The following is a 26231-nucleotide window of genomic DNA, read 5'->3' as shown; positions in this document are numbered from 1 at the left end:
GCACTTTAGTCGAAAAACAACATAAGATCGCTTGAATTAGACACGAATCCGAGCGCGGCTGCGGCTGCGGGCCCGCGGAATTGAAGGCCCCTCGACGGCGGCACCCACGGTGGCTGTCAGCTCACCGATGCCTTCGACGACTATCCGTACTTCGTCGCCGTCAGTCAGCGGTGCGGGGCTGAGTTCTCCCTTTCGACCCCACAATTCGCCCAGGCATCCACCATTGCCAACGGTGCCGGATCCCAGGACGTCCCCGAACACCACGCGGGAATTCCTCGAGGCGTAGGTGACGAGCTCCGGAAACGTCCACCCCATGTTGGAGACGAGGTCCTCCCCGACGCGCGCACCGTTGATGAACACCTCGGCCCTCAGTGCCAGGAACCCATCCTCATCCTCGTATGTTTCAAGTTCGTCGGCGGTGACGATCCATGGCCCCAGGCTGGTGCCAAAGTCCTTTCCTTTTGCGGGGCCAAGGCGGACCTTCATTTCCCTGGATTGGATGTCCCGCGCGGACCAATCATTCATAATGGTGTAGCCGAAGATCGCGTCGGCAGCCTCAGCACCTGCGAGGTTGGTACCGCCAGCGCCTCCAATCACCGCCGCGATTTCCAGTTCAAAGTCGAGGCGCTGCGTCACGGGGGGCACCACCGGCTCGTCCGGCCCCAATACCGTGTGTGGGTTAGTGAAGTAGAACGTGGGCGCCTCGTACCACTCGGGTACCACTTCGCTCTTGCCGTCCACAGATGCACTGACTCCCTCGACGTGCTCTTCGAAGGCCACGAAATCCCTGATCGCCGCCGGGACCAAAGGTGCAAGCAGCCGGACAGTGGAAACGGGCCGTCCGTCGTCGTGATTCGCCCGGTCGAAAAGTGCGCGGGCGCCGTCCAACCCGCGCGCCAACACGTCCGCGACGCGGAGGCCGTTCGGAAACGGCACTGCCGTGTCATCAATGATGAAGCCCTCGCCGATTTCCGTACTGTCTTGCCACCGTGCGATTCTCATGCTCGTACCCGCTCTGCCAGAAGTGCCTGGGCGTTGCCGGAAAGAATCCTCTCGGTTACCTCTGCCGGCAGTCCTGCAGCGCGGACTTCGGCAATGGGGTCTTCGGGCCCCATGTCGAATGGGAAGTCGCTGCCCATGAGTACCTGCGAGGGTCCGGCGACGTCCACGAGTCGGCGCAGAGCCGAAGGATCGTGGACCACAGTGTCGAACCAGATGCGGCGAAGGTAGCTGGATGGCTCTTCGCTGCAGCCGTGGGCTTCCGGGCGGACCCGCCACGCGTGGTCGGAGCGGCCGATGGCCATCGGAAGGTATCCGCCGCCGTGGGCGGCAAGGATTTTGAGTCCGGGGTGCCGGTCCAGGACTCCCGAGAAGATCAGGTGCGAGAGGGCGACGGCATTCTCGGCCGGTTGCCCAACGGTGTTGGACAAGTAGTACCTGTCCAGCCGCTCGTCAAGGCTGCAGCCGAACGGGTGCAGGAAGACCACCACCCCCAACTCCTCCACACGCGACCAGAAGGGTTCCAGGCGTTCGTCGGACAACTCAACATCACCCGCGAAAGAGGAAATTTCTATGCCGGCAAGGCCTCGGCCCAGGATGGCGTCGTCAACACACTCCACGATTCGGCTGGGATGCTGAAGGGGCACCAGCCCGAGGCCTGTGAGTCGTTCCGGCGCTTGGGCGACGTGCTCAGCCACCAGGCGGTTGGCCTCGCTGGCCGTCCAGACGGCCAGGCCCTCTTCGGCCCAAGGATAGAAGTGGTTTGGCGACGCGCTGACCCACTGGTGATCCACGCCCTGAGCGTCCATCGCAGCGAGGCGGGCGTTCACATCTGTCAACCGCGGAAACCGTTCACCAATCATGCGCCCGGAAGCTGCGAGGCTTTGAGGTCCGTTGCGTCGGGCCTCCAGTTCACCTGCAACTTTGAAAGCCTCGGGCGCACGGCGCTCAACTTCCGCCTGGAGGGACGGCAGCAGGACGTGCGCGTGCACATCGATGCTCATGCGGGGACCGCCATCTTCTGCGCTATACCGAAGAGCAGGCCAGGCGCATCCGCGTCCTTCTTCCCTTCAATCTGCCACTGACCCAACTGGACGGAGGCATCAACCACAGCCTGTACGCGCGGAACCCGCCGTTCGTGGAAGCTGTCCCAGAGCTCCTCGTTGAGGGCATCGGATTCAATCAGCAGCTCAGTCAGGACCACGGCGTCTTCGAGGGCCTGAGCAGCGCCTTGGGCAATCGTCGGAGGGCAGCTGTGGGCGGCGTCGCCGATGATCACCACCGGGCCGCGGTTCCACCGTCCTGGTACCAGGTGCTGGGTGAACCAGGTGTAGTTGACCTTCACTCCGGCGCCCAGGTCGTCGCGAATGGAATTCCATGCCCCGCCGTAGGCCATGGATTCGCCGAGCATGATGTTCGTCGCTTCCTCATCGGACACACCAAAGCGGTCCTGGGCCTTTTCCACGAGGAACGCATACATGGTGTCTTCGCCCGTGGGCGTATAGCCCGCGATGTAGACCGGACCACCATAGTAAAGCTCGCTGTGTTCCACATCGTTGGGCCGGGAAACGAAGGCCCGCCAAATGCCCATCCCGGTGCTCTCGGGTGCGGTGTCGATGCCCATGAGGCTCCGCACTGTCGAGTTGACGCCGTCGGCACCGATCAGGAGGTCGTAGGCTCCCGCGGTGGCGTCATTGACGAACACCTCCACGGTGTTGTCGTCCTTGACGTCGATGCCGGTGACTTTGGCGCCGAAGCTAACCTTGGCTCCCGCCTTTTCGGCGTGCTCCAGCAGGATCTTGGCGAGGTCGGGTCGATACATGCCCATGCAGGCGGGATAATCGGGGCCACCTGTTTTGACCTCAGGAAGCTGAGCGATGACCGGCGCGTCGGGGCCGGGTGCACGAAGTGTCAGGCCTTCGAAGGCCATGCCCTTCTCACGCACGTCGTCCCACACGCCCAGGGCATCGAAGACCCGCAGGGCGTTGCCCTGCAACGTGATGCCCGAGCCGAGGGCGCTCAGCTCCGGCTTAACTTCAAAAACGTCGACGGCGACCCCCGCCTTCGCGAGCTGGATCGCGGTCGCCATGGCAGCAACACCGCTGCCGGCGATCGCGACCTTCTGGACTGCTGTCATGATTACCCCTTAGTAGTTGTCGGGTTGTTAGAGGATGGCGATGGGATTGATGGGCGAACCAACGGCCCCGGTAATGGGCAAGGGAGCCGCGACCAGCAGGAAGTCGTAGCGGCCGCGTTCCCCGCACTTTTCCGCAAGCTGGTCCAGATCCCACAGTTCGCCCACGGTGAGGCCCATGTTGGGGATGACCACCTGATGGAGGGGCTGGAAGGCCGGGACGTCAAACTCGTTGGGTCGCACTTCGAAGCCCCAGGTGTCGGTGGCGATGGCTGCGATTTCGCTGCTGTGCAACCAGCCCGCCGTCGTAAGTGACAGTCCCGGCGCCGGGCCTCCCGCGTAGTCGCCCCACCCGTCCCGCTTTGCTCGCGATAGTTGCCCGGTCCGCACCAGGACGATGTCGCCCTGACCCACAGCACTGCGCTGGGCTTCGATGCAGGACTCCAGGTCCGCGGTGGTGATCGCATACCCGTCAGTGAGCTCACCCGTTTCCGGGTGGAGGTGGCGGCCGACGTCCAGGAGGACACCTCGCGACACCGGAGCCGCCGCGGCGTGCTCGATGCCGGTTACGAGGTCGCCGTCGCTGGTGACGACGTCGCCAGCCCTGCGCCCATTCCAGGCTGAACCGTGATCGAAGATGTGGCCCAGCCCGTCCCATTGGGTGGAGCACTGGAGAGGCATGGAGATCACGTCGTCAGCCCCGCCAAGTCCGTGAGGAAAGCCTTGCGTACCCCGCTCGGCATCCGTTCCCGTGTCAAGCATCGTGTGGACGGGGTTTGTCCGGCGACGCCATCCCTTCTGCGGCCCGTTCATGTCGAACGGTTGCGAAAGTGAGATGACTTCGCCTTCCCGTACCAGGGCAGCTGCCTGCTTCCGCTTGGCTGCGTCGATGAAGTTCAGGGTGCCCAGGACATCGTCCTCACCCCATCGGCCCCAGTTCCGGTAGGCCTTGCCACGGCGGGAGATTTCACCTTCAGGGTCGTTGCGGTCCAGCGATGCCGGATTGTCCAGGTTCATTGCCGACCCTTACGCTGACTCATCGACAGGTTCGGCCACACAGCGCACTACCTGGGTGCCGAGGCCTTGGATGCTGCCCGTCATGACGTCGCCGTCCCGGAGGAGCCTTCCCCAATGGGCGCCGTTGCCCGCCGGGCTTCCCGTCAGGAGGAGATCGCCGGGCAGGAGCGGCATGTTCTGCGAAGCGGCTGAAACCAAGGCGGGGATGTCGAAGAGCAGATCATCCGTGGAGGCGTCCTGCATGACGTCACCATTGAGCTCGAGCCGCACCTTGAGCTTGGCGGGATCCACGAACTGCGCCGGGACCAGGAACGGGCCGGTGGGGAGGAACCCAGGAGCGTTCTTACCGCGGTACCAATCGGTGCCAATCTCCTTCATGTCCCGGCGGAAGACCAGGTCACGGGTGGTGATGTCATTGACCACTGTGTAGCCAGCAACGTGCTGCATCGCTTCCTCGCGGCTTACCTTGAAGACTTCTTTGCCAATAACCACAGCAAGTTCCAACTCCCAGTCGTGTTTCTCGCTGTAGCCGGGGAGAACCAACGGAACGTCGTCGCCGACAACGCAGGCAGGAAGCCCGATGAAGAAGTAGGGCTCACCGTTGGCCTGGCGATCGTCCATCATCTTGCCTGCCCATTCGCGCGCTTCCTCGGGAGTGCGGGGGTCAGCCTTGTCCAGGCCCGCTACGACGAGGTCGATCACATGGGTTCTGTAATTGGCACCGGTCTGCAACACCTGCCGCGGCTCGACGGGCGCCGTCAAAACCACGCTGTCCAGCGGAACCCACGCATCCTCGTTTCCCGTGAGCTCTTCCAAACGGTCCCAGTCGGGTGCGCTCAGGAAATCGTTGAGGCTTGCAGCCCCGAGTTCCCTCTCACCGAGCGCCCGGATCCGGTCTCCGGCGATAAGACCCAGCAGCACTGCGTCCTCTTCCCGGTAACGCGCGAGTGCGAACGGTGCTTCCAACTGGCCTGACGACGTCGTCATGAACGTAACTCCCCTCGTGGGCCATCTTCGGCCCACTTCATTTAATGTCGGAATTCGACATAAGTAAATCAATTTCTGGTTATAGCGCTTATCACCGATGTGAATGCCCAAGTAGAGCCAGGGCTGCCGCGCACCAGGAACAGCAGTTTCCGGTGCGCGGCAGACTCTAGCCCTGCCCCTGGCGTGCGTAAGGGTTGAACAGCGCTTCCTTGATCTCGTCCGGCACGCCTTCTTCCGTGGCGCTGGGACCGTCTGCCGGCGGGAAGGACTCAGTCATGGACATCGGCATGGCACCGTTACGGTACATGTTGTTCGAGCCAAGCGACGGGGTCCAGGTGTTCGGCTCCCAGTCCGGAACATAGTTCCGGTATCCGCCGGTGTTCAGCTCGATGCGCAGGCTGGAGGGCTCACGGTAGTAGAGGAAGTTCTGCTCCCCGATGCCGTGGATGGAGGGACCGTACTCGATCGGGACGCCATTCTCGATCAGCGTGTCCGCAGCGATCAGGAGTTCCTCGCGGGTGTCCACCCAGAAGGCATAGTGGTTGATGCGGCCGGCCCTGGTGGAGCCATCCAGAACGACGCCGAGGTCATGGGACTTCTCGTTGGTTGTCAGCACGGAGAACACGGAGATGGGTGCTTCGTCCAGGACCGTGCGGGCCATGATCCGGAATCCAAGCACGTCGTTGTACCATTTGGCAAAGCCGTCCACGTCGGACGTTGCGACGGTGACGTGGTCCAACTGGCGGGGCGCGCCGGCCACCATGCTGCGGCGGGAAGGGCGGTCAGGGTAGGTCGAGAGCTCCTTACCCTCCCCCTGGTGGCGGGTAACATCCCAGTGCAACGTCATGCTGTGGCCCCATGGCCCAACGAAGCGGTAGGCGCGTCCGATGCCGTGGACATCAATCCACTCGCCGGTGACTCCGGCGGCCTCGATGCGACGGACCGCCTCATCGAGAGCCTCGGCACTCGACGTGCGCCATGCCATCGTGTCCAGTGCCGGTTCTGTGCCGGGGACCACCACGACGCTGTAGCGGTAGTAGTCCCCCCAGCAGCGGAGATAGACGGCGCCGTCTACGCGGTCCACAACTTTGAGGCCTACCTGGTTGACGTAGAAGTCAACGGAGGCCTCGACGTCGGGGGTCGTGATGGCTACGTAGGAGAGGTGGGAGAGAAGCTTGATCATCTTCGATCCTTTCAATGGTTTTGTGAAGCTGCCCACATCAAGTCTCAGCGTCGCATGCACATCAGGGAAGACGATATTGCCTATGCCGCAGATCAGCCTTGGTTATGCAGCCCGAGGAGTTGCACTGCAAGCTCCCGATCCTCGAGCAGCATCTCGATGTCATTGGGGCCTACTCTCGAACGGGACGCTTCAACCGCCCTGCGAAGAGTCAGCCGAGCCGACGATTCATAGCGAACCGGCGCCAGCAATCCCCCGTCCGCGGTGGTTGTTGTCACCGCGACCTTGTCCCCAGTCCTGCCCCACTCCACCTCCGTGCGAACCTCGCCCAAAGCCATCACCTTGAACTGCGGGTGCTGCGCCGTATCTGCGGGCAGCCGGGTCCTTAGTGTCACTGAGACCGGCCCTCCGGGAGCCTGCGCCTCAAGTAGGAACATTCCGGAGCTGCCGGCAACACTACGGAGTGGGCCACCAGCCAGGGTGGCCGCCCACCGCACGGCATCTCGCAGCACACTTTCGAGGCTCGAGGAAGGTGCCGCACATTCCACCGTCACCAACGTGGCTACGGTCTCCGCCCTCAGTACGAGTGCGTCGCCCAGTACGTCCGGGCGCAATCGGTGCCGCTCCACCAAAATTGGCACGCTCGCACGTGTGACGGCGGCCACCGCCGCCGACGGAACATCCTGTGGATCAGCGACCATCACCGCAAGGGCCCCTGCACGCTGCGCATCGAGCACGGTATCCCACCAAGCGCCCCGTCCGTCAACAGCTACGATGGCACTCTGCCAGGAAGCGCTGGGGCGCACACTTTCGGACAGTTCAACTATTGCCGCCTCGTAGCTCCAGGACGTTGCCGCTACAGGCAAAGCCGTCTTCAACGGAGCACCCCCGCAGTCATAGCAGCGTGAATTTGCTCTGCCACCTGGAGTGGATACAAGGCATCCTCCAGGATGTCGTCGTAGTCAACGGGCGCGGCTCCCTCGAGGAGGCTCGCGAAATACCGCCACTCCTCCTCGTAGCCATCATCGGGGGTTGTCGGATACTCCGTCCGGGACCCGTCCGCATGCATTACCGCCAACGCCCCGCTTCCCGCGTGAACGAAGGGCGGCGTGTAGTCCAGGTCCACCTGAAGGTGGGACGTAGAGAACGTGACTCGCCAGAGGGCATCCGGACCTGCGGGGAGCATGGTGAGGGCCAGTTGAACGGTCACGCTGCCGGCCCTGTATCCCACGGCGTACCCGATCGGCGGGATGAAGCGGGCATACTCGACGCTGTCAATGCGCGGCGCGAAGCGCCGGACTGCGGGAAGGTCGTGGACGGCCAGGCCCGTGATCAGTTGCTTGACGACGCTTGCGGCAACAGTGGGGTTTCCGGTGTCGGGTCGCCCACGCGCGGGCGACTGAAAGGGGCCCCCTTCCGAGACCACCTGGTGATAGCGGTCATTAGGCGGAAGCGCGAGAGTCACCGTGATGGCTTCGACCGGGTGCCCGTCTAGTAGGCGCTGGGCCCGCTTCCAGCCGGGATCATGCGCGTGATTGGTGCCCACCATCATGACGGCGCCGGCCGAGCGGCACGCGGCCACCACCTCAAGCACCTCCTCTGCGCTGGTGGCCAACGGTTTCTCACAAAAGATGGCCCGCTTCCCTGCAGCCACAGCTGCAAGGATCTGCCGTGCATGCTCCGCTGGCGGGCTGCATACTGCCACCACATTGACTTCGGGGTCGGCGAACAGATCCCGCTCCCCCACCGACCACTTTGCGTCCTGGGACTCCGCAAGCGCTTGCGCCCTTCCACTGCCGACGTCGGTGAAGTGCACTGGTCGGAACAGGTTGCCCAGGCGCGCGATCGTGGGGATGTGCAGGGCAGCTACCCCCGGACCAGCCCCGAGAAAACCTATGTTCCATGTCATGTCCCACTCCTTTTGTCAGAATTATTCCTAAGTATTTGCGATTTTGGCTATAGACACTGGAAATCCGCACCTTAGTGTCTGCTTTGTGGGAGAATCTGGAGCTATGACCACAGATTCGACGCTTCGCTTCGGCGCACAGACCGACGAAGTCACCAGCCTGCTCCGCATCGTCAACCTCGTGCGCACCGGCGAAGCAACCACCCGACCCGAAATTGGCCGCGTGACAGGCCTGGGCCGGGGTGTCGTGACGCAGCGGGTGGATCAGGCCATCCAGATGGGCTTCCTGGGGGACGGCGAGTTTGGGACTTCGTCCGGCGGCCGGGCACCGCGGACGCTCCGCTTCCGTTCGGAGCAGGGGCGCATCATTGTCTGCGCCCTTGGCGCCCTCCACATCAGGGTGGGCTATGCAGAACTGGATGGCGACATCATTGACCAGCGGCACCGGGAGTGGGACATCTCCCGGGGGCCGGCTGAAACATTGCAGGCTGCCATGGATCTTCTGGACGAACTCCTCGGCGAGGCCGCAACCTTGCCGGTTTGGTCCGTGGTTGTAGGGGTTCCGGGTCCCGTGGACTTTGAAAGCGGCCGACCCGTTGCACCGCCGATCATGCCGGGATGGAACGGCTACGACATCCGGCTGCCCTTCGAGGAGCGCTTTGACGCTCCCGTGTGGGTGGATAACGATGTCAACCTGCTCGCCTTGGGCGAACGGGCCCGCCGTCGGGACGCCTACGCCGACCTCATTTACTGCAAGATTGGCTCTGGAATCGGCGCGGGACTGCTCTCGCAGGGTCGGATTCACCGGGGTGCCAACGGCGCTGCAGGGGACATCGGCCACGTCCGCGTTCCGGATTCGGATGCTGTCTGCCGGTGCGGCAAAGTTGGCTGCCTTGAGGCCGTCGCCGGAGGCTGGGCTCTGATCCGGGACGCAGAGCTCGCCATCAAAGAAGGCGCTACCGGTCCACTCGCCGCCTCAGTTGAGCAAGGTAGGGCCCTGTCACCGGAGACCATCGCCCTTGCAGCCAACAGCGGCGACGGACTGGCGGTGCGGTTGCTTCAGAGTTCCGCGCGTGTCGTCGGTGAGTCAATCGCCGCCCTCGTCAACATGTTCAATCCCGGAGTCATCGTGATCGGCGGCGCCATGGCATCTGCCGGCGAAGTATTCCTCGCGGAGGTAAGGCAAAGGGTGTACGAGTTGTCCCTGCCGCTTGCCACGCGGGACCTCCGGATCCAATTGTCCGTCAACGATGAGCGGGAACCGTTGCGTGGCGGCATCGAGCTGGCGCGCGAGCAGCTCTTTGAAACCACTTTCCCGCGGTGGTTCGCGCAGGGCAAACCCCGGCCGGCCAGGACCATGGCCCTGAACTAAGGCGAGCTCCTCCTGCAATTGCTACGCGACGTCCCGGGCCGCGCCAGCAGATCCTTCGCAGGTTTCTCGAATCCAGGACTCCACGTGGATGGGAAGAACCAGCGGCCCATCCCCGCCGCCCCGTAGGTACGGAACCAACAAGTTAAAGTCCACTGACACGTGATGCCTGCCCTCAGATTTTCGCCGAGAGACCGGCCCGGCGGGGAAGGCCAGCACCAGCCTGTCCTGGATAAACCACCAGCCGGACTCGTTAATAAGTGAACCCGCCGGAACCGTGCGATCGCGAAGCCTAACGTTCACATCTTCACTGGGCGCCGAGTACCCGTCCGTTGTCACGGTGATCCCGGAGATGCAGGACAACGGCATGGAGCGGATCCACGGCAGGCCCAACCGGAGCTCGTAACCACCAGGGGTTGCAGTTAGGGCGCCGTCATGTAAAGCGTTCTCCAACATCTCCTTCTCCTTTGTCTGAAAGTGACATAAGTTTGTCATTAAGATACTTATTTGGAAAGGATCATCATGGAAGCCACTTCGCCTCCCAGGTGGACCACCGCGGCCAGTTCCTTCAATTGGGCTCCGGAGATCATCTCCGCCCAACGGAGCAGCCAGGACATTGTGACCGGCATCGCCGGGAACAAGGTGGCCAGCGTCATCGAACTGGAGCCCGGACTGTTGTGGCGGACATTTCCCGCGCCACAACACCACGAGGTTGACGAATTCCGGACTGCGCTCCAGGCAGCGGGCGGTCAGGTCAGTATTGTTGGTTGCAGTCTGGACGATTTCACGACGACGTCGGACCGCCGCACCACTGGCCAGCGCCTTGAGTTCCTGGTTCCGCAGCTGGACGCCGCACGCCGTGTCGGGGCATCGGGCGTCCGGCTCCCGATTGGTCAGGCGGGACCGAAATTGCTTGGATTGCTTCAGCCGATTCTGCACGATCTTGATCTGGTGCTGTTTGAGGAAATCCAAGGGCAGCAGAGCCCCCTCAATCCTCAGGTAAGGCCAGCCCTCGATCACATTTCCGCATTGGATGATCGCCGAATCCGGGTATTGGTGGACATCAGCATGCTGATGCCCGCGCTGCCTGTCACCTACCTGGAAGAACTGTCCGAAGGGGGCCTATCCCCCGTCTTGTGCGGGCTGCTCGCGCGAGACTGGAAGGACCCTTCCATCAACGATGCGGTGATGTCAGCACTGCGCTCCGGGACAATACCGGCCAGAGTGCACACCTTGTTCATGAACCTGCTCATCCGGTTCGGACGAAGCGAGGCCTCTGATCTTACGGACATTCTCCCGCTGGTGGGTGCGTTTCACTTGAAGTTTTGGGACCTTGACGATGCCGACAACCGCGTGTCCCAGCCGTTGCTGGAACTGGGAAGGCTGTTGGACCAGCACGGATTCACCGGCACGCTGACCAGCGAATGGGGCGGTCACGAGTGGCTTCAGGACGATCCGAGCGACATGACCCGGCGACATCTGGCGATGGCGCGTAATGCGCTGGCTGCCGGCGCAGGTGACCGCCTCGGCCAGTAGTTACCCGCATGACGGGGCGTCAACCTGGCAGCACGGCGGACCAACCGCCGTCGACCATCAGGTTGGCCCCCGTCACGTAAGAGGCTTCGTCAGAGGCAAGGAAAAGGGCGCATCGGGCCACCTCTTCAGGTGCACCAATGCGCCCCAGCGGGATGTGCACGGCGATAGCGTTCATGGGATGTCCCGGGGCCAAGAGATCGCCCTCCGTAGCTGACGTGCGAATCATGCCAGGGCTCACTGCGTTGACGCGAATACCGACCGGCGCTCCTTCGGCGGCAAGCTGCTTGGTCATGGCCACCACGGCGCCCTTGGCGGCGGTATGTGCCAGGCGCCCATTGGTGACGGAGCCGGTGACTCCGGCGGTGGACCCCACCAGCACGACGGCGGCTCCTCCGGCCGCGGCCAACTGTCCCCAAAAGTGCCGCACGGGTAGAAAGACGACATCCATTTCGTGCGCCACGTTCCACCGCCAATCGGCAAAGGAGATCTGCTCCACGGGGGCGAAGCGGGTGGCGGCCGCGTTCGCGTAGAGGATATGGACCCGTTCGTGGGCACCGGCCACATTGGCAGCCCAGCTGGCGACAGCTTCGTCGTCGGTAAGGTCTACGCTCGTACTTTCGGCCCTGCCACCGGCTTGCCGCACCATGTCAATGGTGGCGGCAGCGCCGTCGTCGTTCATGTCACACCCCACGACGACCGCCCCCTCCTCCGCAAACGCGAGAGCGGCCGCGCGGCCCTGGCCGCTGGCGATGCCGGTGATAACGGCAGTTTTACCTTCGAGCCTGAGTCTGCGCGACCGCATGGTCATCCCCTACTTTGTGCTGAAAGCGGCGTCGAACGCCGCAGCGGAGGGCTCGTACGAGGATAGCTTCCGCACGAAACCCAGCGCCTCCGGTGCGCCAACCAAGCGATTCATGCCCGCATCTTCCCATTCCACGGACAAAGGACCTGCGTAATCGATAGCGTTGAGCATACGGAAGGAGTCCTCCCACGGAACGTCACCGTGGCCCGTGGAAATGAAGTCCCAGCCACGGCGAGGATCAGCCCATGCAAGATGGGAAGACAGTCGACCGTTGCGGCCGTTGCTGAGACGTTTTTTCGTGTCCTTACAGTGAACGTGGTACACGCGGTCGCGGAAGTCCCACAGGAATCCGACGGGGTCGATGTCCTGCCAGACCATGTGGCTGGGATCCCAGTTCAGTCCGAAGGCCTCGCGGTTACCGATCGCCTCCAGAGCGCGCTGAGTGGTCCAGTAGTCATAGGCAATTTCGGAGGGGTGGACTTCGTGGGCGAAGCGCACTCCAACCTCGTCGAAGACGTCCAGGATGGGGTCCCACCTGTCCGCGAAGTCCTGGTAACCGGCGTCGATCATCTTCTCGCTGGCAGGCGGGAACATCGCCACGTATTTCCAGATGGATGAGCCTGTGAAGCCGGTGACCGTCTTGACGCCAAGTTTCGCAGCCAATCGGGCGGTATTCTTCATCTCCTCGGCGGCCCGGCGGCGCACCCCTTCGGGATCGCCGTCGCCCCACACGATGTCCGGAAGGATGTCCCGGTGCCGTTGGTCGATGGGATCGTCACAGACAGCCTGGCCCTTAAGGTGGTTGGAGATGGTCCAGACCTTGAGCCCGTTGCGCTCCAGGATGTTGAGCTTGTCCTGGATGTAGGCATCGTCATCCCAGCGCCACGGGTCGAGGTGGTCTCCCCAACAGGCAATTTCCAGCCCGTCGTAGCCCCACTCGCCGGCGAGTCTGGCCACCTCCTCGAACGGCAGATCGGCCCACTGCCCTGTGAAGAGGGTGATTGGTCGTGCCATGTCAGTGTCCTTCCTAGGCTTCCACCCGGACGTCCGCGGCCACGCGTGTCCAGGCAGAGTCGTTGTCTGAGCTGCGTTCCACGGCTTCCAGTACGCGCTGAACCCGCAGGCCATCGGCAAAGGTCGGGTGCGGATCCGTGTTCCTGTAGATGCCTTCCACGAGATCCTTGACCTGGTGGGAGAAGCCGTGCTCGTAGCCCAGCATGTGTCCGGCCGGCCACCACGCAGCGACGTAGGGATGAACGGGTTCGGTGACCAGGATCTTGCGGAAACCCTGCTGATCGGCCGGGGCGGTCCGGTCGTAGAATTGGATGCTGTTCAGGTCTTCCAAATCGAAGGCCAAGGCACCCTTGTCGCCGGAAACTTCGATGGAGAGTGCGTTCTTCCGCCCGGTTGCGAAGCGCGTGGCTTCGAAGGTAGCCAGCGCCCCGGAGGCAAGTCGTCCTGTGAAGATGGCAATGTCATCCACAGTGACCTGCCCGTACCCGGCAGTCGCCTTCGCGGAAAGTCCCGATCCGCTACCCAGGAGCGGCCGTTGTTTGACGATGGTATCCAGCACGCCGGAGACCTGTTCGACGTCCATCCCGGTAACGAACTCCACCAGGTCGATGGCGTGGGCTCCGATGTCCCCCAACGCGCCGGAGCCTGCGTGTTCTTTCTGGAGCCGCCATGCCAAGGGCATGTCCGGATCCACCAGCCAATCCTGACGGTAGGAAGCGCGGACGTGGGCGATCCGACCCACCGCGCCTTCGGCGATGAGCTGGCGCAGGAACGTCACGGCCGGCACCCGACGGTAGGTGAAGCCCACCATCGCTTTCACTCCCTGCGCCGCGGCACGTTCAGCAGCGGCCGCCATGGCTTCTGCTTCCGCCACGGTGTTGGCCAATGGCTTCTCGCACAGGACGTGCTTGCCTGCCTCCAAGGCGGCGAAGGCGATCTCCGCATGGGAATCGCCGGGAGTCACAATGTCCACGATGTCGATGTCATCGCGGGCGATGACATCCCGCCAGTCAGTGGCCGATTCGGCCCAGCCCCATTTACTGGCCGCGGCGGCCACCGCCGTTGCGTCCCTGCCAACGATGACAGCCATCTGGGCATCAAGCGGAAGATCGAAAACACGCGGTGCCGTCCGCCAGCCCTGGGAGTGGGCAGCGCCCATGAACCCATAGCCGATCATGGCCACCCGGAGGCTTGTCATGCGAGCACAACTTTGCGCTCAACCGCCACCCGGTTGCCCACGTAGCGCATGGGTGCGATCTGCATGTACAGCAGGCGGAGGGTCAGGATGACTTCGACGTCGATTTCCTCACCGGAGTCGGGGACCCGGTCCAGCGGGATGATAATGTCCGGCTTGTCGGCCACGAACCACAAGGTTTCCCATTGTTCCGGGAGTTCCTCAATGGAGTAGCTTCTTCCCTGCAGTTCGAACCGCAGGGCGGACTTGGGAATTTCAACACCATTGACGGTGGCGGCGACATCATCCACGGCGGAGAGCCACAAGCTGCGGTACCAGGGCAGCTGCACGGAGACAGAGATGCCCTCGGGGTGCCGGCGGACGTCAGCGTCCTGGAAAAGGGAGTTATGGGTTGCCATGATGATCCTTACTCAAAGGTCTCGACGAAGGTTTGATGCGGTACCGGCGGCTGCGGCTCCAGTGTCTGCCGGGCCGTCGGGTTGTACGGGTGGTATTCGCTGGGCACGGGTTCGTCCGCGGGCGGCATGAAGACGGGCTTGCCATCGTCCCCGAAGTACATGAGGTCCAGCGCGAAAGCGTGCTGATTCTTTTCGGCGAAGCTGATCCAGTTCTCTTCGAATGGTGCCCGCAGGAGCTCGTAGCAGCGGAACTTCCAGATCTTCCACTCACCGTCTTGGCGGAGGAAGTCCACGGCGTATTTGCACCACACCCAGTGTGCCCAGACTTTCTTTCCCAGGACTTCGCCCGGAGAGTACATATAGTCCGGGCTTTCCTTAGCAACGTCCGGGTCCGTCAGGCCCGATTCATTGCCGGTCATGATCCAAACGCCCTTGGCGGTTTCGCCGTCGGCCGCAACTTCGATGACCGGGGTTGTGGTGTAGTGCAGGATCAGCTTGCCCTCCGGGTTCGGACGGCCCTGGTGGTAACGGATAACGCTGTCGTAGTCCGTGTACTGCCCCGCGTTCGTGTAACGGGCCCGGACGCCGGGAGTTCCCGGCTTCACCCACAGAGGGATGATCTGCTCGTCCTGGAAAGCGTTGTGCAGGTACATGTAGCGGTTGAACAGGTTCTCGATGTCGCCGCGGTCGTTCGCGCGGCGAGCCAAACGTTGGGCTTCCTTCAGTTCGGTTTGGAGCTGCTGGATCACCGCGCTGAGGTCCGTATCGGTTGCTGGCATGGACATCTCCCTAGGCCGGCACTACGGCGTCTTCGATGGCGCGGCGCATGAGTGCATGCTGCTTCTTGACGAGGTCGATCGGGTCCGATTCGCCGAGGTCGGCAAAGGCGTGGCCTTCCCACTCGCTCGAAAGGAAGCCTGTGTAGCCGCCCTTGACGAACTGGCGGACAATGCGCGGGATGTCCATGGCGGGCTCGTTGCCGTGCTCGTCGATGTCGTAGAACTTGGCGTGAACATGGAACATCTGCGGCATGATGTCCAGCCACTCCTCGGGTGCCACCAGCCCGTGCATGTTGAACGCCAGGCGGGTGAAGGGCCCCAGGTTCGCCGGATCGAAATTTTTGGAACGCAGGTAGTCCTCGAACTCCTGGTTGCGTTCCTGCATGGGAAGGGGCTTCTTCCAGATCTCCTGCATCACCGCGAAGTGTTCCTGCGGCAGCCCCATCTCGGTCAGGGTCCTGTACAGGGTAGGCGAAAGGCTGTGCATCGTGGAGCTGAAGTCTGCCGTGAAGCCCAGCCGCTCGCTTCCCAGCTCTTCATACATTTCCCGTATCTGGAGGATCTTGGGGTCGTTCGGTCCCTGCGGGGCGTGGATTTCGTAACCGAGCTTCTGGTCGTACTTCTCCGCGAGCGGCAGGAGGCGGCGCAGCAGCTCCTTGCCAGCGGATCGAATGACGATCTTGTTGAAGCCCAAGGTGTTTGCCGTCTTCAGCTGGCGCGCAAAGAAGTCGAACTCTTCGTCCGGGGTCATGTCCCGATCCTTGCGGCGGCCCATGTCCAGATTGGTGCCCACCGCGCTGGGGGTCAGCCCGTATCGGTCCATGCTGTCGCGCCACAGCTTGACGAACTCAGCGTCGACGTCCGGGTAGGTGCGCAACATCTGTGCGATGTTGAATTCGACGCCGGGGCCCAGGCCTTCATCAGCGACGGCCTTGATGAGTGTCTCGGGCGTGTAGTGGCCCGCGGCGAATTCGGAGGTCAGGGAGTAAAGGGTGATTCCAAGCTCGATACCCGAGCCTGCGATGCCTGTAGACATGTTCTTATCCGTTCGTATCAGCCGAGGACCGGCTGGGTGAGGTGGCTGTTGAGGATGCTGCGGGCTTCAGCGGGATCGGTGATCATCCTGGAGCCGGCGTTGGTCGCAGCTGAGCGCTGGACGGCCTGTTCGCCCCGGATGATGTCGAAGGGATCCTCCCAGTTGTTCCAGTGCCAGCCCTCGTACTCGCTGGAGATCGCACCGGAGTAGCCGTTCTCCACGAGTTGGCGGACCAGGTCACGCACCGGAACGGATGGTTCCTCACCGTTCTCGTCGATACCGAAGAACTTGCCGTGGACATGGCGGATGTGGGGCATGATCTCCAGCCAGGTATCAATCGGCGCAGGGCCAAAGAGCCCGGTTCCGTTGATGGCGAAGTCGATTCCGAGGTCCGGACGTCCATTGCGGGCGGCCAATCCGATGAAGGCGCCGAAGCGCTCGCCGTGGACTTTCTGCGTGATGGGCGGGCCCTCAGCGTAGAAGCCGTTCCACAGTTCCACGACGTCATGGAGGAGCTCTTCCGAGGCGCCGCGGCGGCGGTACGCCTCGAGCAGCGATGGAGCGAAACCGCTGACTGTGGCTCCCCAGTCTGCGGTGAAACCGAGCAGCGGCGAGTTGAGCTTTTCGTACCGGTCGCGCAGGGCGAGGATGCGCTCGTGGGCACCGTGCTGGTCCGCGTGGACCTCCAGCGCGAGGGTTACGCCGTACTGTTCCGCCACGGGGAGCAAACTTTCCATGGCATCGGGCGTCAGGGAGATCTGTACTCGCGCGATCGGGAAACCGAGCCTGGATGCGACCTCGATCTGCTTGCGCATGTATTCCACGAGTTCGTCGTGGTTCATCAGGCGGTCCCTGCGGATGCCGGTGTCAACGTTGATGGCAAGCGAGGTGGGAACCAGGTCGACTTCGGCTACGAGGTCGCGGAAGTGACCCACGAAAGAGTCCTCCACCCGGTCCGGAAAGCCTCGCAGGCTGGAGAAGCCGATGATCTCGAGCCCGGGTCCGTAGCCTTCGGAGGCAACCTTGCGGATCAGGCTGTCCAGGTCGTATTGGCGGCTATGGAAAGCCCTTGTGAAGCTGTAGAGGGTAACGCCCTGGATGGGCGTGCCGAGGCCGGTCATCGCTGTCCTACCTTCATGGTCTTGGTGTTGTTCTCTTCGATGTGCAACACGCCGTGGTCGGTGATGATGTAGGGGATGTAGAGCTTGAGATCCACGCGGACTTCATGCTCGGCGTCCGTGTCGGTGATCGGCAGCTCGCCGGACAGGACGGCTGAATCCAGAGGGAACCACCATTCGTTCGTTTCTTCGACGAGTTCAGCGAAGCTGAACGTGCGGTTGTTCATGGTCCAGCGAAGTGATTCCTCAGGAGCAGCAACACCATCGATGGTGAGCGCGGCCCCGGCAATGCACGAACCCGGAAGGGCCCGATACCACGGGATACGGACTTCGACGGCGGTTCGGCCCGCCTCGGTTGTGAGCGTTCCCTGCTCGATCATGCGGTCGGCAATCATCGGAAATCTCCTTGTCTCACTGGGAGCAGCAGTGCCCCTCAGCGACTTTTTCCTTATTTAGTAATTCTATTGTCTGATTCTGACATAAGTAAAGTGGCAGCTAAATTCCGGGCGATTCTGCGTGCTCCACGAACAGCCAAAGCGACCGCCGTCAGGGTTGGATTACACGCCGTCGCCGTGGGGATGACCCCATTGCCGGCCACAAAGAGGCCCTCGACTCCCCAGATTTCGCTGTCCGGCGAGCACACACTCTCGCCATCGTCGGATGCACCCATTCGGGTAGAGCCCTGGTAGTGCAGGGACGAACCCGGCGGCAGGACAAACGGCCGGTCGTCCAGGGGAAGGCCTACGGCATTGCCGAGCCGGACGATCTCGCTCTTTGCCTGTTCAATGACCTCGTGATCGCGGTCCGTCAGGCGGTAGTGGATGCGTATGGCCGGCATTCCGTACGCGTCGCGCTCGTCGTCGTCGAATACCACACGGTCATCGCGCTGGAGGTCCTTGGCACAAAACAGGCCCAGTCCCACGATGGAGCCGGGAACCACTGGATCGTCGTCTGCCAGGGGAACCGGTGAGGCGTCCAGCTGCATGATCTGGCCATGGAACGGAACGTCGTCGGAATACGGAACCCAGGCAACACCACTTTGCCGGGTAAGCCCGCCGTGACCGTTCGACTCAGCCGTCTCGGCAACAGTGACGCCTTCCAGCCGGCTGGCAAAGACTATCTGCGGTTGGTCATTGAGGTAGCGGCCAAGGGCGTCCGGTTGAACGCCGGAAGCCCACAGCAGTTGCGGGGTCCGCAGTGCGTCGGCCGCCACGACGACAAAGCGGGCGGCAACGTGATGGCTGCTGCCAGTCCGGCGGTCCTGTACCTGCACACCCACTGCCCTGCCGCCGTCGAGCATCACCTTGGTGACCAGCGATTCGTCGAACAAGTCAAAGCGTGGGTTGTTTCGGGTAGCTTCGCCCATGACGACGTCTGCTCCGGACCACATGAGGCGGCCGTCCGGCTCGCGGTGGACAGCCAGAGGCATGGGTTGGACACGGCGGGCGGACTCGCGCCCATCGTCCACTGCCGCGGCTAACTTGCTGAGGACAATGTCCGAGAAGGGCGCATCATCAAAAGCGTGCGTCGTGACGCCCAAGAGGCGTTCGGCATCGTCCAGCAAAGCGTCGAGGTCCGGCAGGAATCCAATAAGTTCCTTGCCTGCGGGGCGGGGGCACGCAGCCGTCCAGTGGGCACCCATTCCTCCCACGTTGCTGGACATGGCTGCTACCGGCAGGCCGTCCTCCCCCGCAAACGCATAGCCTTCGGTGAGCAGGTAGGTTCCGGGACGTGCCCTGCGTTCGCCGCTTTTGACGGCGCCCGGCGAGTTGACCGTTGCAGCACCCGCCCCCGGACCCTCAGAGGCACGCTGCGCCAACGTTCGCCGCTGCTCATCTGCAATGTTCTTGACGTGGGCCCCCGGCGGGTTGCTGACCGTAGGGCCCACTTCAAACATGGCGATGGTTGCACCGGGGGCCTCTTCGCTGAGGATCCGCGCGTAGGCCGAGGCTGTGGGGCCGCTGCCCACGATGGCGACGTCCACCGCCGCGGGGTAAGAGCGCTGAGTCACCGTGAAGCCACCAGTTCCTGGATGCGCCGCACCGACTTGGCAGAGTCAATGGTTGGGTAGTACTCAAGGCCGATCGGACCCGTGTAGCCGCTGGACTGAAGGTCGTTGAGACGGGCAGCCCAGTCGATGGAACCGGAGCCCGGCTCACCGCGGCCCGGTGCATCGGCGATCTGAACGTACTTGATGAGCTCGCCGGCGTTGGCGAGCTCTTTGGCGATATCTTCGCCTTCGACCGTGGAGTGGTAAAGGTCGTAGAGGACGCCGAAGGACGGTGAGTTGACGCCGCGGGCGATGTAGACGGCCTCGGACGTCCGATCCAGGAGGGCCCCCGGGTGATCCACGCGAACGTTGACCGGTTCCAGAACCAGCGTGATGCCTGACCCCTGGATGTGACTGACACCCTTGGTGAAGATTTCGATGAGTTCGTCCAGCTGGTCCTGGCGTTTGCGTCCGCCGAAACCGGTCCCGCTTCCCACCACCATGCGCGGGCATCCCAGTTGCTGAGCCACAGCGACTCCTGCATCCAGACCTTCGTAGAAGGGGGCGTGGTTCTTTGGCGGAATCATGAACTGCATCCGCGGCTCCGCGAGTTGGGCAGTGAGTTGCACGCCCGTTTCATCCAGGGCTGCCTTCAAGGCGGGGATGTCTTTACCCGTGGGTCCCCACATTTCGACGGCGTCAAAGCCGGCAGCTGCTGCTGCCCGCACCCGGTCGGCGGCACTTTCGCCAGCTTCGGAGAATAGAAGGTCGATATTCGGCGCAAGTTGGAACATGGCTGTCTCCTGAAATTTAGGGGGTTGCTCTAAAACATGGGGTGGTCGTGGGCTGCATCTGCCGGGACGGACTGAAGCCGGCTTTCGGTCTCGCTCAGCCTTTCAGGCCGCCGGAGAAGCCTTGGATGAAGCGCTTCTGTGCGAAGAGGAACAGGGCCAGGATCGGGATCATGGACACGATCACGATCGCAAAGATGGAGTTCCACTGGGAAACCAGGGAGCCGATGAAGTAGTACATGGCCACCGGCAGGGTCTGGTTGCTGGATCCGCCCAGGAAGATCAGCGAGGTAAAGAAGTCGTTCCACACGATCAGGCCTGCAAAGATCGTCACAGTTCCGGTGGCGGGCGCCATCATGGGGAAGACCACCTTGGAGAAAACCTGCGTCTTGCTGGCACCGTCGATGGTTGCCGCTTCCTCGTAGTCGGTACCGAGACCGCGGAAGAAGTTGGCGTAAAGGAAGATCGAAAGCGGCAGCAACATGCCTGTGTATAGAACGATCAGACCCCAGGCTGAACCCGTGAGGCCCAAGGAGCGGGCGCCCATGTACAGCGGAACCGCCCCGAGCTGCCCCGGTAGAATGATCGCTATCAGGAACAGGTAGTAAACGCCCTTGCTCCAGCGCTTGGTTGAACGGGAGATCACGTAGCCGGTGATGGAGCCAAGGGCGATCAGGCCCAGGATGCTGCCCGCCGTGATGATCAGGCTGTTCATCAGCCCCAGCATCACGTTGGAGTTGCCTGTAGCAGTCAGTACGGCCGTGAAGTTGCTGAAATCCGGGCTTGACGGCGGCGCGAGAGGCGAGGTGGTGTAGATCTCACTGTCCGACTTCAGGGCGGTGGTCACCAGGAAGTAGAAGGGTGCCAGGAAAAGGAGGGCCAACACCCACAGCCCGATTTCGCGGAGAAGAGTCAGTTTCGTGTAACGGAACATTGTTAGTCCTCCGGGTTCGATCGCGTCAGCCGCTGCTGGATTACGGCGAAGAACAAGATGATGAGTGCAAGCACCAGGGCCAGGGCGGCACCGCCACCGAAGTTACCCAGGGCAAAAGCCTGCTTGTAGACCTGCGTGGCCAGGGTTTCGGTGGCGCCCGCTGGACCGCCGCCGGTGAGTGCCATAATGGGGTCGAAGACCCTGAGTCCTTGGACGATGCCGAGTGTTGTTGCGATTGCTACCGCGGGGCGGATCGCCGGGAGCGTGACGTTCCAGAACCGTTGCCACAGGTTGGCGCCGTCGATGGCGGCGGCTTCTTCGATTTCCACGGGGACGCTGGCCAGACCGGCCATGAATATGACCATCGCGAAGCCGGTGCTGCCCCATACCAGGACTACCAATACTGTCCAGATGGCCCACTGTGGATCGGCGAGCCACGGTTTGGCGAGATCTTCCAGGCCGACGGACTTGAGGAAGACGTTGATGGGACCGTCGAAGTCGAAGATGTACTTCCAGATGTAGGCCGTCGCCAGAGGGCTGAGGACTACGGGCATGAAGAACAGGGTGCGGAGGAGGTACCGGGTCTTCACCACTCGGTTCAATCCCAGGGCGATGACCAAGCCGGCTACATTGCCAAGGAACACTGAGGAGAAGGCCAGGAACAGGGTATTCATCAAGGCCCCAAGCTTGGTGGGGTCTTTAAAGATGGCCTCAAAGTTGGCCAGGCCCACTACCTTGAAGGACCCGATTCCGGTCCAGTTGGTGAAGGCGAAGTAGCCGCCGATGCCAGTGGCCACGTAGTGGATGGCGATGACGAGGGCTATGCCGGGAAGGGCCCACCACCAGTGTCCGAACTGCAGGGAGCCACCCCGGGAGCGGACCTTGCGGGCCGCCCCCGGGTTCCGCCTGCCTCGCCGGGGCGCATTTGCTGCTTCGGTTTTCGATTGCATCGTCGCAGTCATGGTAATCCTTGCTTGTCCCTTTGAGTCGTCGGAACGTCGTTGGTCTGAATCTGCTCTTAGCCCCAGGCCGAATCCATGGCCTGCAGGACCTGGTCAACGGACTTCTGTCCGGTCAGGAGTCCCTGGACACCAGTGGCAAGTGCGTCGTAGACAGCGGAGTTTGGCCATTGGCTGTTGGGTAGCGGACCGTACTTTCCATCCTTGATGAGGTCCCCGACGTTCTTGTAGGCGCCCGAACCGTAGTCATAGCTCTCGAGGCCGCTCACAGGGAGGGCGCCGTCGGCCTCAGCAAAGGTCTTGGTCTGCTCAGGTTCGGCTGCCCAATCCAGGAATGCCTTGGCAGCTTCCTTGTTTTTGGACGCGGCATTGATGGAGAAGGAGTAGTTGGCGCTGGCGTAGACGTAGCTCTTGCCCGAACCTTCAGCAGGCAGGGCGCGGACTGCGAAATCTGCATCCGCGGCCGCCGTCTTAATTTGCTTCCAGGTGGGACCCGGGACGAAGCCGGCAATGGAAGACCCGCTGGCAAGCCCCTTGGTGATGGCATCGAAGCCGGCGCCCGCAGCTCCCTTTTGGAAGCATCCTGCATCGTTGAGCGTCTTGACGGCCTCAAGGGAGTCCTTCCAGCCCTGGGTATCAGCGAAGGTCGTTTCCTTGTTGACGCGCTTTTCGTTCCATTTCGGGTCCTCGGCGTAGACGCGGGACGCCGCCAAGGACATGGCCATGAGGCCAGTATTCGGTGCGGCCGAGCCGGCAAGGGCAAAGAACGACTTACCGGATGAGCTCAAGGTGGAGCACTGCTTCTCCAAAGCTGCGAAGTCGGTAGGAAAATCGGAGAGGCCGGCCGCCTTGGCGGCAGTTTCGTTGGCCACGATGCCCACAACGGTGATCTCCGGCGCCTGTCCGTAGACTTTCCCATCCTTGCCGAACAGTGCCTCGCTCCCTACGGGAACCAGTTTCTTCGCGGACTCGTCCAGCGGCTCGAGGAAGTTCGCCTCGACCAGCGGAAGGATACTCCGGCCGGTGCCCGAGCCTGGCGAGGTCACGATCACATCTGAGGCATTGCCAGCCTGCAGCTGGGTGCGAACAGTCTGGTCGTATGAGTCGTTGGGCTGCGCGTTGAACGTGATCTTCACGTCCGGGTGAGCGGCCATGTACTGCTCGCCTAGCTTTTGGAAGGGGCTCTCGATGGTGTTGGACGTGGAGAACGTCAGCGAGAATTCCTTGGAGCCGCCGTTGCTGGCCGCGGGAGTGGAGCTCGAGCAGCCTGTTAGTGCCAGTGCAGCAGCGGTTGGGACAACGAGGACGCCGAGCTTAAGTCCCCGGAAGCGGTGCTGTGTCATTTTCAGCCTTTCTGACTTCTTTGTCTGTCGGAGTACCGTGACCCCGGTCACTCATCAGTATGCATGGCATTTGCCAGAAAGACACATAAGTATTTTGAATGCCGCACATAAGTCCCACTGTTCTGCCTCGCGGCCGGTTGCGGACCCCGTATTTGCCCCTCCGATGAGCTACCGGAGAGTCATCAAGGGCATGGATACACTGGTCCTGCTACGCCTTCTTTCCCATAAGGCCCAGACTCAAAGGATCCCCGGGTGACGGACCACGCACTGCTTTCCAGGCTCGACCTCAACCTGCTGACGTCCTTGGACGCCCTCATCACCGAACGCAGCGTGACGCGGGCCGCCGAACGCCTTCATTTGAGTCAACCGGCACTGAGCGCGTCCTTGGCCCGACTCAGGAGCCACTTCGGCGATCCAATTCTGGCCCGGCGCGGGAACACGTATGAGCTCACGCCATTTGCCCTCAGGCTCGCCGAACACACCACGCTTGCCCTGGACGCCGCGCGCCGGGTATTCGAGAGCCAGGCCAGCTGGGAGCCCAACGAATCGGCGCGTGAATTTTCCATCTACGGATCCGACTACGGCTTCACCACTGTTGGCCGCATCGTCTCAGAGCTCGCAGCCGAGCGGGCCCCCGGAGTCCGGTTCCGTTTTATGCTGCACAACCCTGTGGTGGTCGAAGACGCGGCCAATCGGCTACGGGCTGCAGATGGCATGGTGATTCCGCACGGGATCCTGACCGGCCTTCCCTTTGTCGACCTGTGGCGCGATGACTGGCTGGCGGTGGTTTCGGAAACCAATGAGTCCGTCGGGGATGAGGTCTCCATGGACAACATCGCCGCCCTGCCATGGGTCATGACCTACCAATCCCGGTCAGCATTCACCTCCGCCGAACGCCAGATCCAGCAACTGGGCATTGAACCGCGGGTGGAAGTAGTTGTGGAAAGCTTCCAGGCACTCCCCCACTTCATCGCCGGCACCAACAGGATTGGGCTCATTCAGGCAGCCCTGGCTCCCATTGCCCGGCGCCTGGGTGGCGTCCGTATCCTTCCGTTGCCTTTCCCGGCTACTCCGCTGGTCAACGCCCTGTGGTGGCACCCTGTTCACAACGCAGACTCCGAGCACATCTGGATGCGCGGACTCTTCGAAGAGGCCGCTGCCATTGTGGCCGCCGGAACTGCCGCCAACACGTAATGCCCAGCCGGAGAATCCGGCCGGGCATTACGTGATGCGGTACATATCAGACTGGTGCCACGGCAGCACGCATGCTGCGACGGATCAGGTCTTGCTGCTTGCGGACCAGCAGGAGCGGGTCGACTTCGCCCAATTCCGCGAAGGCGTGCCCCTCCCATTCACTAGACCAGTAGCCCCGGTATCCACCTTCCACGAAGACCCTGACGAGTTCCGGGTAGTCGATGGCGGGCTCGTTGCCTTGCTCATCGATGTCATAGAACTTGGCGTGGACGTGCATGATCTGCGGCATGATGTCCGCCCACTCGGTCGGCTTGACGTGGCCGTGCATGTTGAATGCCAAGTGGGCGAAAGAGCTCAGCCGGGCAGGGTCAAAGTCCCGCCCCCGCAGGTAACCGATAAACTCTTGCTGGCGTTCCCGCATGGTGGCGTCGGTTGCCCAAATAGCCTGCAGGCGTTCCAGCGCTTCCCCGTCCAAGCCAGCCCGGGAAACGGCCCGCAGCAGCGTCGGAGACATGCTGTGCATGGTGGACGAGAAATCGGCAACGAACCCCAGCAGCGGCGAGTCCAGCTCGGCATAGACATCCCGGACCTTCATGATCTCCGGGGAGTTGGGCCCGAGCGGAGCATGGATCTCGTACGCGAGTTTGAGCTCAAGCTTCTCAGCGAGAGGCAGCAACCGGCGTAGCAGCTCCGGCTTGGCACTCTGGATCCGCACCAAAGGGAAGCCCAGTTTACTGGCGCCTTGAAAGAGCCTCTCGGTGAATTCGTACTCTTCGTCCGGAGTCATGTCGCGGTCCCGGCGCCGCCCCATGTCCAGGTTTGCTCCGAAGGAACTCGCGTCGAAGCCGTGTTTGTCGAACGCTTGCTGCCAGGATGCAGCGAAATCAGCAGTAACTTCCGGATATGTCGGCAGTACCTGGGAAGCGACAATCTCGATGCCCGGACCGATGCCAAGCTCAGCCACCCTGTTCAGCAAGCCATCGAAGTCGTACCACCCGGCCCGGAATTCTGCACTGGCTGAGTAAAGAGTCAGCCCCAGTGAGAACGGGCCTTCGTCCGCTTTCGGCGGTGGGGGCGTGACCGCCGTCGTGGTTTTCGGTGCCGGTGCGTCCGCGTCCACGACCGTCAGTTCGAGGTTTTGGTTGACGAAGTTCGGTACGTACATGCCGGGGCCGCCATCCTGACCTGGCGCTATCTGCATGTAGGGAAGTCGAAGCTCACCGAAGACCTGGATGGTGTGCCGCTCCCCTACTTGAACGGGCTCCGGTCGCTTGGCGATCAGCAGCGGGTGCTCCTGCAGGAACCACAATGTTTCGAATTGTTGGGGAAGGTCGGCCAGGGCATAGCTCGCACCGCCGAGGCTGAGGGACAGTTCTTCGCTCGGAACCTCCTCTCCATCGACTGTGAGTTTCAGCGTGGATACGGATGAGAGCCAGAGGCTCCTGTACCAGGGAAGCGTGAGCGATACGGCGAGGCCCTCAGGGTGAGCGCGCAGGCTGTCTTCGTGAATTAGTCCATTGGGCATTGTTCTTCTCTAACTGTGAGGATAC

Annotated in this window: 26 protein-coding genes; 3 read left to right on the top strand and 23 right to left on the bottom strand. The window is 62.4% G+C overall.

The genetic code is table 11. From position 1 onward, the window contains the following. Positions 1 to 36: 36 nt before the first annotated feature. From ABIE35_RS18535 to ABIE35_RS18500, 8 genes are all read right to left on the bottom strand, one after another. Entirely contained in the window at positions 37 to 1002 is a 966-nt protein-coding gene (locus ABIE35_RS18535) for a fumarylacetoacetate hydrolase family protein (protein WP_354517201.1), read from the bottom strand. Next, positions 999 to 2003, bottom strand: coding sequence for an amidohydrolase family protein (locus ABIE35_RS18530; protein WP_354517199.1), 1005 nt, complete (start codon positions 2001 to 2003; stop codon positions 999 to 1001). The genes ABIE35_RS18535 and ABIE35_RS18530 overlap by 4 nt, the downstream gene beginning before the upstream one ends. Next, a complete protein-coding gene (locus ABIE35_RS18525; protein WP_354517197.1) occupies positions 2000 to 3136 on the bottom strand; it encodes an FAD-dependent monooxygenase in 1137 nt (378 codons plus the stop codon). Before ABIE35_RS18525 ends, ABIE35_RS18530 begins: the two co-directional genes overlap by 4 nt. Positions 3137 to 3163: 27 nt before the next feature. After that, complete coding sequence (locus tag ABIE35_RS18520) at positions 3164 to 4150, bottom strand: cyclase family protein (protein ID WP_210064057.1); 987 nt, start codon at positions 4148 to 4150, stop codon at positions 3164 to 3166. A 9-nt stretch (positions 4151 to 4159) separates the two neighbouring features. Continuing rightward, the gene (locus tag ABIE35_RS18515) at positions 4160 to 5137 is read right to left on the bottom strand and encodes a fumarylacetoacetate hydrolase family protein (RefSeq protein WP_354517195.1); all 978 of its coding nucleotides are present in this window, start codon (positions 5135 to 5137) and stop codon (positions 4160 to 4162) included. 166 nt (positions 5138 to 5303) lie between these two features. Continuing rightward, positions 5304 to 6320, bottom strand: coding sequence for a VOC family protein (locus ABIE35_RS18510; RefSeq protein WP_354517193.1), 1017 nt, complete (start codon positions 6318 to 6320; stop codon positions 5304 to 5306). A gap of 92 nt (positions 6321 to 6412) precedes the next feature. Continuing rightward, complete coding sequence (locus ABIE35_RS18505) at positions 6413 to 7195, bottom strand: hypothetical protein (protein WP_354517191.1); 783 nt, start codon at positions 7193 to 7195, stop codon at positions 6413 to 6415. Then, positions 7192 to 8226: a Gfo/Idh/MocA family protein gene (locus ABIE35_RS18500; RefSeq protein WP_354517190.1), complete on the bottom strand. Its 1035-nt coding sequence runs from the start codon at positions 8224 to 8226 to the stop codon at positions 7192 to 7194. The genes ABIE35_RS18505 and ABIE35_RS18500 overlap by 4 nt, the downstream gene beginning before the upstream one ends. A 103-nt stretch (positions 8227 to 8329) precedes the next feature. Between ABIE35_RS18500 and ABIE35_RS18495 the strand changes: the two genes are divergently transcribed. Continuing rightward, positions 8330 to 9595, top strand: a complete 1266-nt coding sequence (locus ABIE35_RS18495) for an ROK family protein (protein ID WP_354517188.1) — start codon at positions 8330 to 8332, stop codon at positions 9593 to 9595. A 21-nt stretch (positions 9596 to 9616) separates the two neighbouring features. Here ABIE35_RS18495 and ABIE35_RS18490 read toward each other — a convergent pair whose 3' ends face one another. After that, positions 9617 to 10048, bottom strand: coding sequence for a C-glycoside deglycosidase beta subunit domain-containing protein (locus ABIE35_RS18490; RefSeq protein WP_354517187.1), 432 nt, complete (start codon positions 10046 to 10048; stop codon positions 9617 to 9619). Between the two features lie 66 nt (positions 10049 to 10114). Here ABIE35_RS18490 and ABIE35_RS18485 point away from each other — a divergent pair, with 66 nt between their 5' ends. Beyond that, positions 10115 to 11128, top strand: a complete 1014-nt coding sequence (locus tag ABIE35_RS18485; protein WP_354517185.1) for an apurinic/apyrimidinic endonuclease family protein — start codon at positions 10115 to 10117, stop codon at positions 11126 to 11128. Positions 11129 to 11147: 19 nt separating this feature from the next. On the opposite strand, the gene ABIE35_RS18480 is transcribed toward ABIE35_RS18485, so the two are convergent. The 13 genes from ABIE35_RS18480 to ABIE35_RS18420 form a co-directional block, all read right to left on the bottom strand. Next, a complete protein-coding gene (locus ABIE35_RS18480; protein ID WP_354517183.1) occupies positions 11148 to 11930 on the bottom strand; it encodes an SDR family NAD(P)-dependent oxidoreductase in 783 nt (260 codons plus the stop codon). 9 nt (positions 11931 to 11939) lie between these two features. Next, positions 11940 to 12944, bottom strand: a complete 1005-nt coding sequence (locus ABIE35_RS18475) for a sugar phosphate isomerase/epimerase family protein (protein ID WP_354517181.1) — start codon at positions 12942 to 12944, stop codon at positions 11940 to 11942. Between the two features lie 13 nt (positions 12945 to 12957). Continuing rightward, complete coding sequence (locus ABIE35_RS18470; RefSeq protein ID WP_354517180.1) at positions 12958 to 14142, bottom strand: Gfo/Idh/MocA family protein; 1185 nt, start codon at positions 14140 to 14142, stop codon at positions 12958 to 12960. Then, entirely contained in the window at positions 14139 to 14537 is a 399-nt protein-coding gene (locus tag ABIE35_RS18465; RefSeq protein ID WP_014921469.1) for a C-glycoside deglycosidase beta subunit domain-containing protein, read from the bottom strand. Before ABIE35_RS18465 ends, ABIE35_RS18470 begins: the two co-directional genes overlap by 4 nt. Positions 14538 to 14545: 8 nt before the next feature. Further along, positions 14546 to 15316 carry a nuclear transport factor 2 family protein gene (locus ABIE35_RS18460; protein WP_014921468.1) on the bottom strand — a complete coding sequence of 257 codons (771 nt, stop codon included), beginning with the start codon at positions 15314 to 15316 and terminating at the stop codon, positions 14546 to 14548. A 10-nt stretch (positions 15317 to 15326) separates the two neighbouring features. Then, positions 15327 to 16352 (bottom strand): sugar phosphate isomerase/epimerase family protein, encoded by a 1026-nt coding sequence (locus tag ABIE35_RS18455; protein ID WP_014921467.1) that lies wholly within the window; start codon positions 16350 to 16352, stop codon positions 15327 to 15329. Between the two features lie 17 nt (positions 16353 to 16369). Then, positions 16370 to 17473: a sugar phosphate isomerase/epimerase family protein gene (locus tag ABIE35_RS18450; RefSeq protein ID WP_354517177.1), complete on the bottom strand. Its 1104-nt coding sequence runs from the start codon at positions 17471 to 17473 to the stop codon at positions 16370 to 16372. Then, positions 17470 to 17865, bottom strand: coding sequence for a C-glycoside deglycosidase beta subunit domain-containing protein (locus tag ABIE35_RS18445; RefSeq protein WP_014921465.1), 396 nt, complete (start codon positions 17863 to 17865; stop codon positions 17470 to 17472). The genes ABIE35_RS18450 and ABIE35_RS18445 overlap by 4 nt, the downstream gene beginning before the upstream one ends. Before the next feature lie 53 nt (positions 17866 to 17918). After that, positions 17919 to 19481, bottom strand: a complete 1563-nt coding sequence (gene carA, locus ABIE35_RS18440; RefSeq protein WP_354517175.1) for a c-glycoside 3-oxidase CarA — start codon at positions 19479 to 19481, stop codon at positions 17919 to 17921. After that, on the bottom strand, positions 19478 to 20254 hold the full coding sequence (locus tag ABIE35_RS18435; RefSeq protein ID WP_354517173.1) for a TIM barrel protein: 777 nt from the start codon (positions 20252 to 20254) through the stop codon (positions 19478 to 19480). The genes carA and ABIE35_RS18435 overlap by 4 nt, the downstream gene beginning before the upstream one ends. A gap of 94 nt (positions 20255 to 20348) precedes the next feature. Then, positions 20349 to 21185, bottom strand: coding sequence for a carbohydrate ABC transporter permease (locus ABIE35_RS18430; protein WP_014921462.1), 837 nt, complete (start codon positions 21183 to 21185; stop codon positions 20349 to 20351). 2 nt (positions 21186 to 21187) lie between these two features. After that, on the bottom strand, positions 21188 to 22147 hold the full coding sequence (locus tag ABIE35_RS18425) for a carbohydrate ABC transporter permease (protein ID WP_043470050.1): 960 nt from the start codon (positions 22145 to 22147) through the stop codon (positions 21188 to 21190). Between the two features lie 56 nt (positions 22148 to 22203). Continuing rightward, on the bottom strand, positions 22204 to 23487 hold the full coding sequence (locus ABIE35_RS18420) for an ABC transporter substrate-binding protein (RefSeq protein ID WP_014921460.1): 1284 nt from the start codon (positions 23485 to 23487) through the stop codon (positions 22204 to 22206). A gap of 252 nt (positions 23488 to 23739) precedes the next feature. Here ABIE35_RS18420 and ABIE35_RS18415 point away from each other — a divergent pair, with 252 nt between their 5' ends. Next, on the top strand, positions 23740 to 24681 hold the full coding sequence (locus ABIE35_RS18415) for a LysR family transcriptional regulator (protein ID WP_014921459.1): 942 nt from the start codon (positions 23740 to 23742) through the stop codon (positions 24679 to 24681). A 46-nt stretch (positions 24682 to 24727) separates the two neighbouring features. On the opposite strand, the gene ABIE35_RS18410 is transcribed toward ABIE35_RS18415, so the two are convergent. Then, complete coding sequence (locus ABIE35_RS18410) at positions 24728 to 26206, bottom strand: C-glycoside deglycosidase beta subunit domain-containing protein (protein ID WP_354517170.1); 1479 nt, start codon at positions 26204 to 26206, stop codon at positions 24728 to 24730. Positions 26207 to 26231: the final 25 nt, after the last annotated feature.

This window comes from Paenarthrobacter sp. 4246, from assembly GCF_040546855.1.
Taxonomy (GTDB): domain Bacteria; phylum Actinomycetota; class Actinomycetes; order Actinomycetales; family Micrococcaceae; genus Arthrobacter.
The sequence above is the reverse complement of the archived record's forward strand: the minus strand, read 5'-3'. Positions and strand labels throughout refer to the sequence as shown.

What these genes read in the sequence shown, in the direction of transcription:
- ABIE35_RS18465 (WP_014921469.1), bottom strand. Translation starts at nt 14,537, where the DNA reads ATGGCAACCCATAACTCCCTTTTCCAGGACGCTGACGTCCGCCGGCAC.
- ABIE35_RS18490 (WP_354517187.1), bottom strand. Translation starts at nt 10,048, where the DNA reads ATGTTGGAGAACGCTTTACATGACGGCGCCCTAACTGCAACCCCTGGT.
- ABIE35_RS18455 (WP_014921467.1), bottom strand. Translation starts at nt 16,352, where the DNA reads ATGTCTACAGGCATCGCAGGCTCGGGTATCGAGCTTGGAATCACCCTT.
- ABIE35_RS18420 (WP_014921460.1), bottom strand. Translation starts at nt 23,487, where the DNA reads ATGACACAGCACCGCTTCCGGGGACTTAAGCTCGGCGTCCTCGTTGTC.
- ABIE35_RS18525 (WP_354517197.1), bottom strand. Translation starts at nt 3,136, where the DNA reads ATGACAGCAGTCCAGAAGGTCGCGATCGCCGGCAGCGGTGTTGCTGCC.
- ABIE35_RS18480 (WP_354517183.1), bottom strand. Translation starts at nt 11,930, where the DNA reads ATGCGGTCGCGCAGACTCAGGCTCGAAGGTAAAACTGCCGTTATCACC.
- ABIE35_RS18425 (WP_043470050.1), bottom strand. Translation starts at nt 22,147, where the DNA reads ATGACTGCGACGATGCAATCGAAAACCGAAGCAGCAAATGCGCCCCGG.
- ABIE35_RS18475 (WP_354517181.1), bottom strand. Translation starts at nt 12,944, where the DNA reads ATGGCACGACCAATCACCCTCTTCACAGGGCAGTGGGCCGATCTGCCG.
- ABIE35_RS18510 (WP_354517193.1), bottom strand. Translation starts at nt 6,320, where the DNA reads ATGATCAAGCTTCTCTCCCACCTCTCCTACGTAGCCATCACGACCCCC.
- ABIE35_RS18435 (WP_354517173.1), bottom strand. Translation starts at nt 20,254, where the DNA reads ATGTTCCAACTTGCGCCGAATATCGACCTTCTATTCTCCGAAGCTGGC.
- ABIE35_RS18430 (WP_014921462.1), bottom strand. Translation starts at nt 21,185, where the DNA reads ATGTTCCGTTACACGAAACTGACTCTTCTCCGCGAAATCGGGCTGTGG.
- ABIE35_RS18450 (WP_354517177.1), bottom strand. Translation starts at nt 17,473, where the DNA reads ATGACCGGCCTCGGCACGCCCATCCAGGGCGTTACCCTCTACAGCTTC.
- ABIE35_RS18460 (WP_014921468.1), bottom strand. Translation starts at nt 15,316, where the DNA reads ATGCCAGCAACCGATACGGACCTCAGCGCGGTGATCCAGCAGCTCCAA.
- ABIE35_RS18470 (WP_354517180.1), bottom strand. Translation starts at nt 14,142, where the DNA reads ATGACAAGCCTCCGGGTGGCCATGATCGGCTATGGGTTCATGGGCGCT.
- ABIE35_RS18410 (WP_354517170.1), bottom strand. Translation starts at nt 26,206, where the DNA reads ATGCCCAATGGACTAATTCACGAAGACAGCCTGCGCGCTCACCCTGAG.
- ABIE35_RS18495 (WP_354517188.1), top strand. Translation starts at nt 8,330, where the DNA reads ATGACCACAGATTCGACGCTTCGCTTCGGCGCACAGACCGACGAAGTC.
- ABIE35_RS18520 (WP_210064057.1), bottom strand. Translation starts at nt 4,150, where the DNA reads ATGAACCTGGACAATCCGGCATCGCTGGACCGCAACGACCCTGAAGGT.
- ABIE35_RS18535 (WP_354517201.1), bottom strand. Translation starts at nt 1,002, where the DNA reads ATGAGAATCGCACGGTGGCAAGACAGTACGGAAATCGGCGAGGGCTTC.
- ABIE35_RS18500 (WP_354517190.1), bottom strand. Translation starts at nt 8,226, where the DNA reads ATGACATGGAACATAGGTTTTCTCGGGGCTGGTCCGGGGGTAGCTGCC.
- ABIE35_RS18485 (WP_354517185.1), top strand. Translation starts at nt 10,115, where the DNA reads ATGGAAGCCACTTCGCCTCCCAGGTGGACCACCGCGGCCAGTTCCTTC.
- ABIE35_RS18530 (WP_354517199.1), bottom strand. Translation starts at nt 2,003, where the DNA reads ATGAGCATCGATGTGCACGCGCACGTCCTGCTGCCGTCCCTCCAGGCG.
- ABIE35_RS18515 (WP_354517195.1), bottom strand. Translation starts at nt 5,137, where the DNA reads ATGACGACGTCGTCAGGCCAGTTGGAAGCACCGTTCGCACTCGCGCGT.
- ABIE35_RS18445 (WP_014921465.1), bottom strand. Translation starts at nt 17,865, where the DNA reads ATGATTGCCGACCGCATGATCGAGCAGGGAACGCTCACAACCGAGGCG.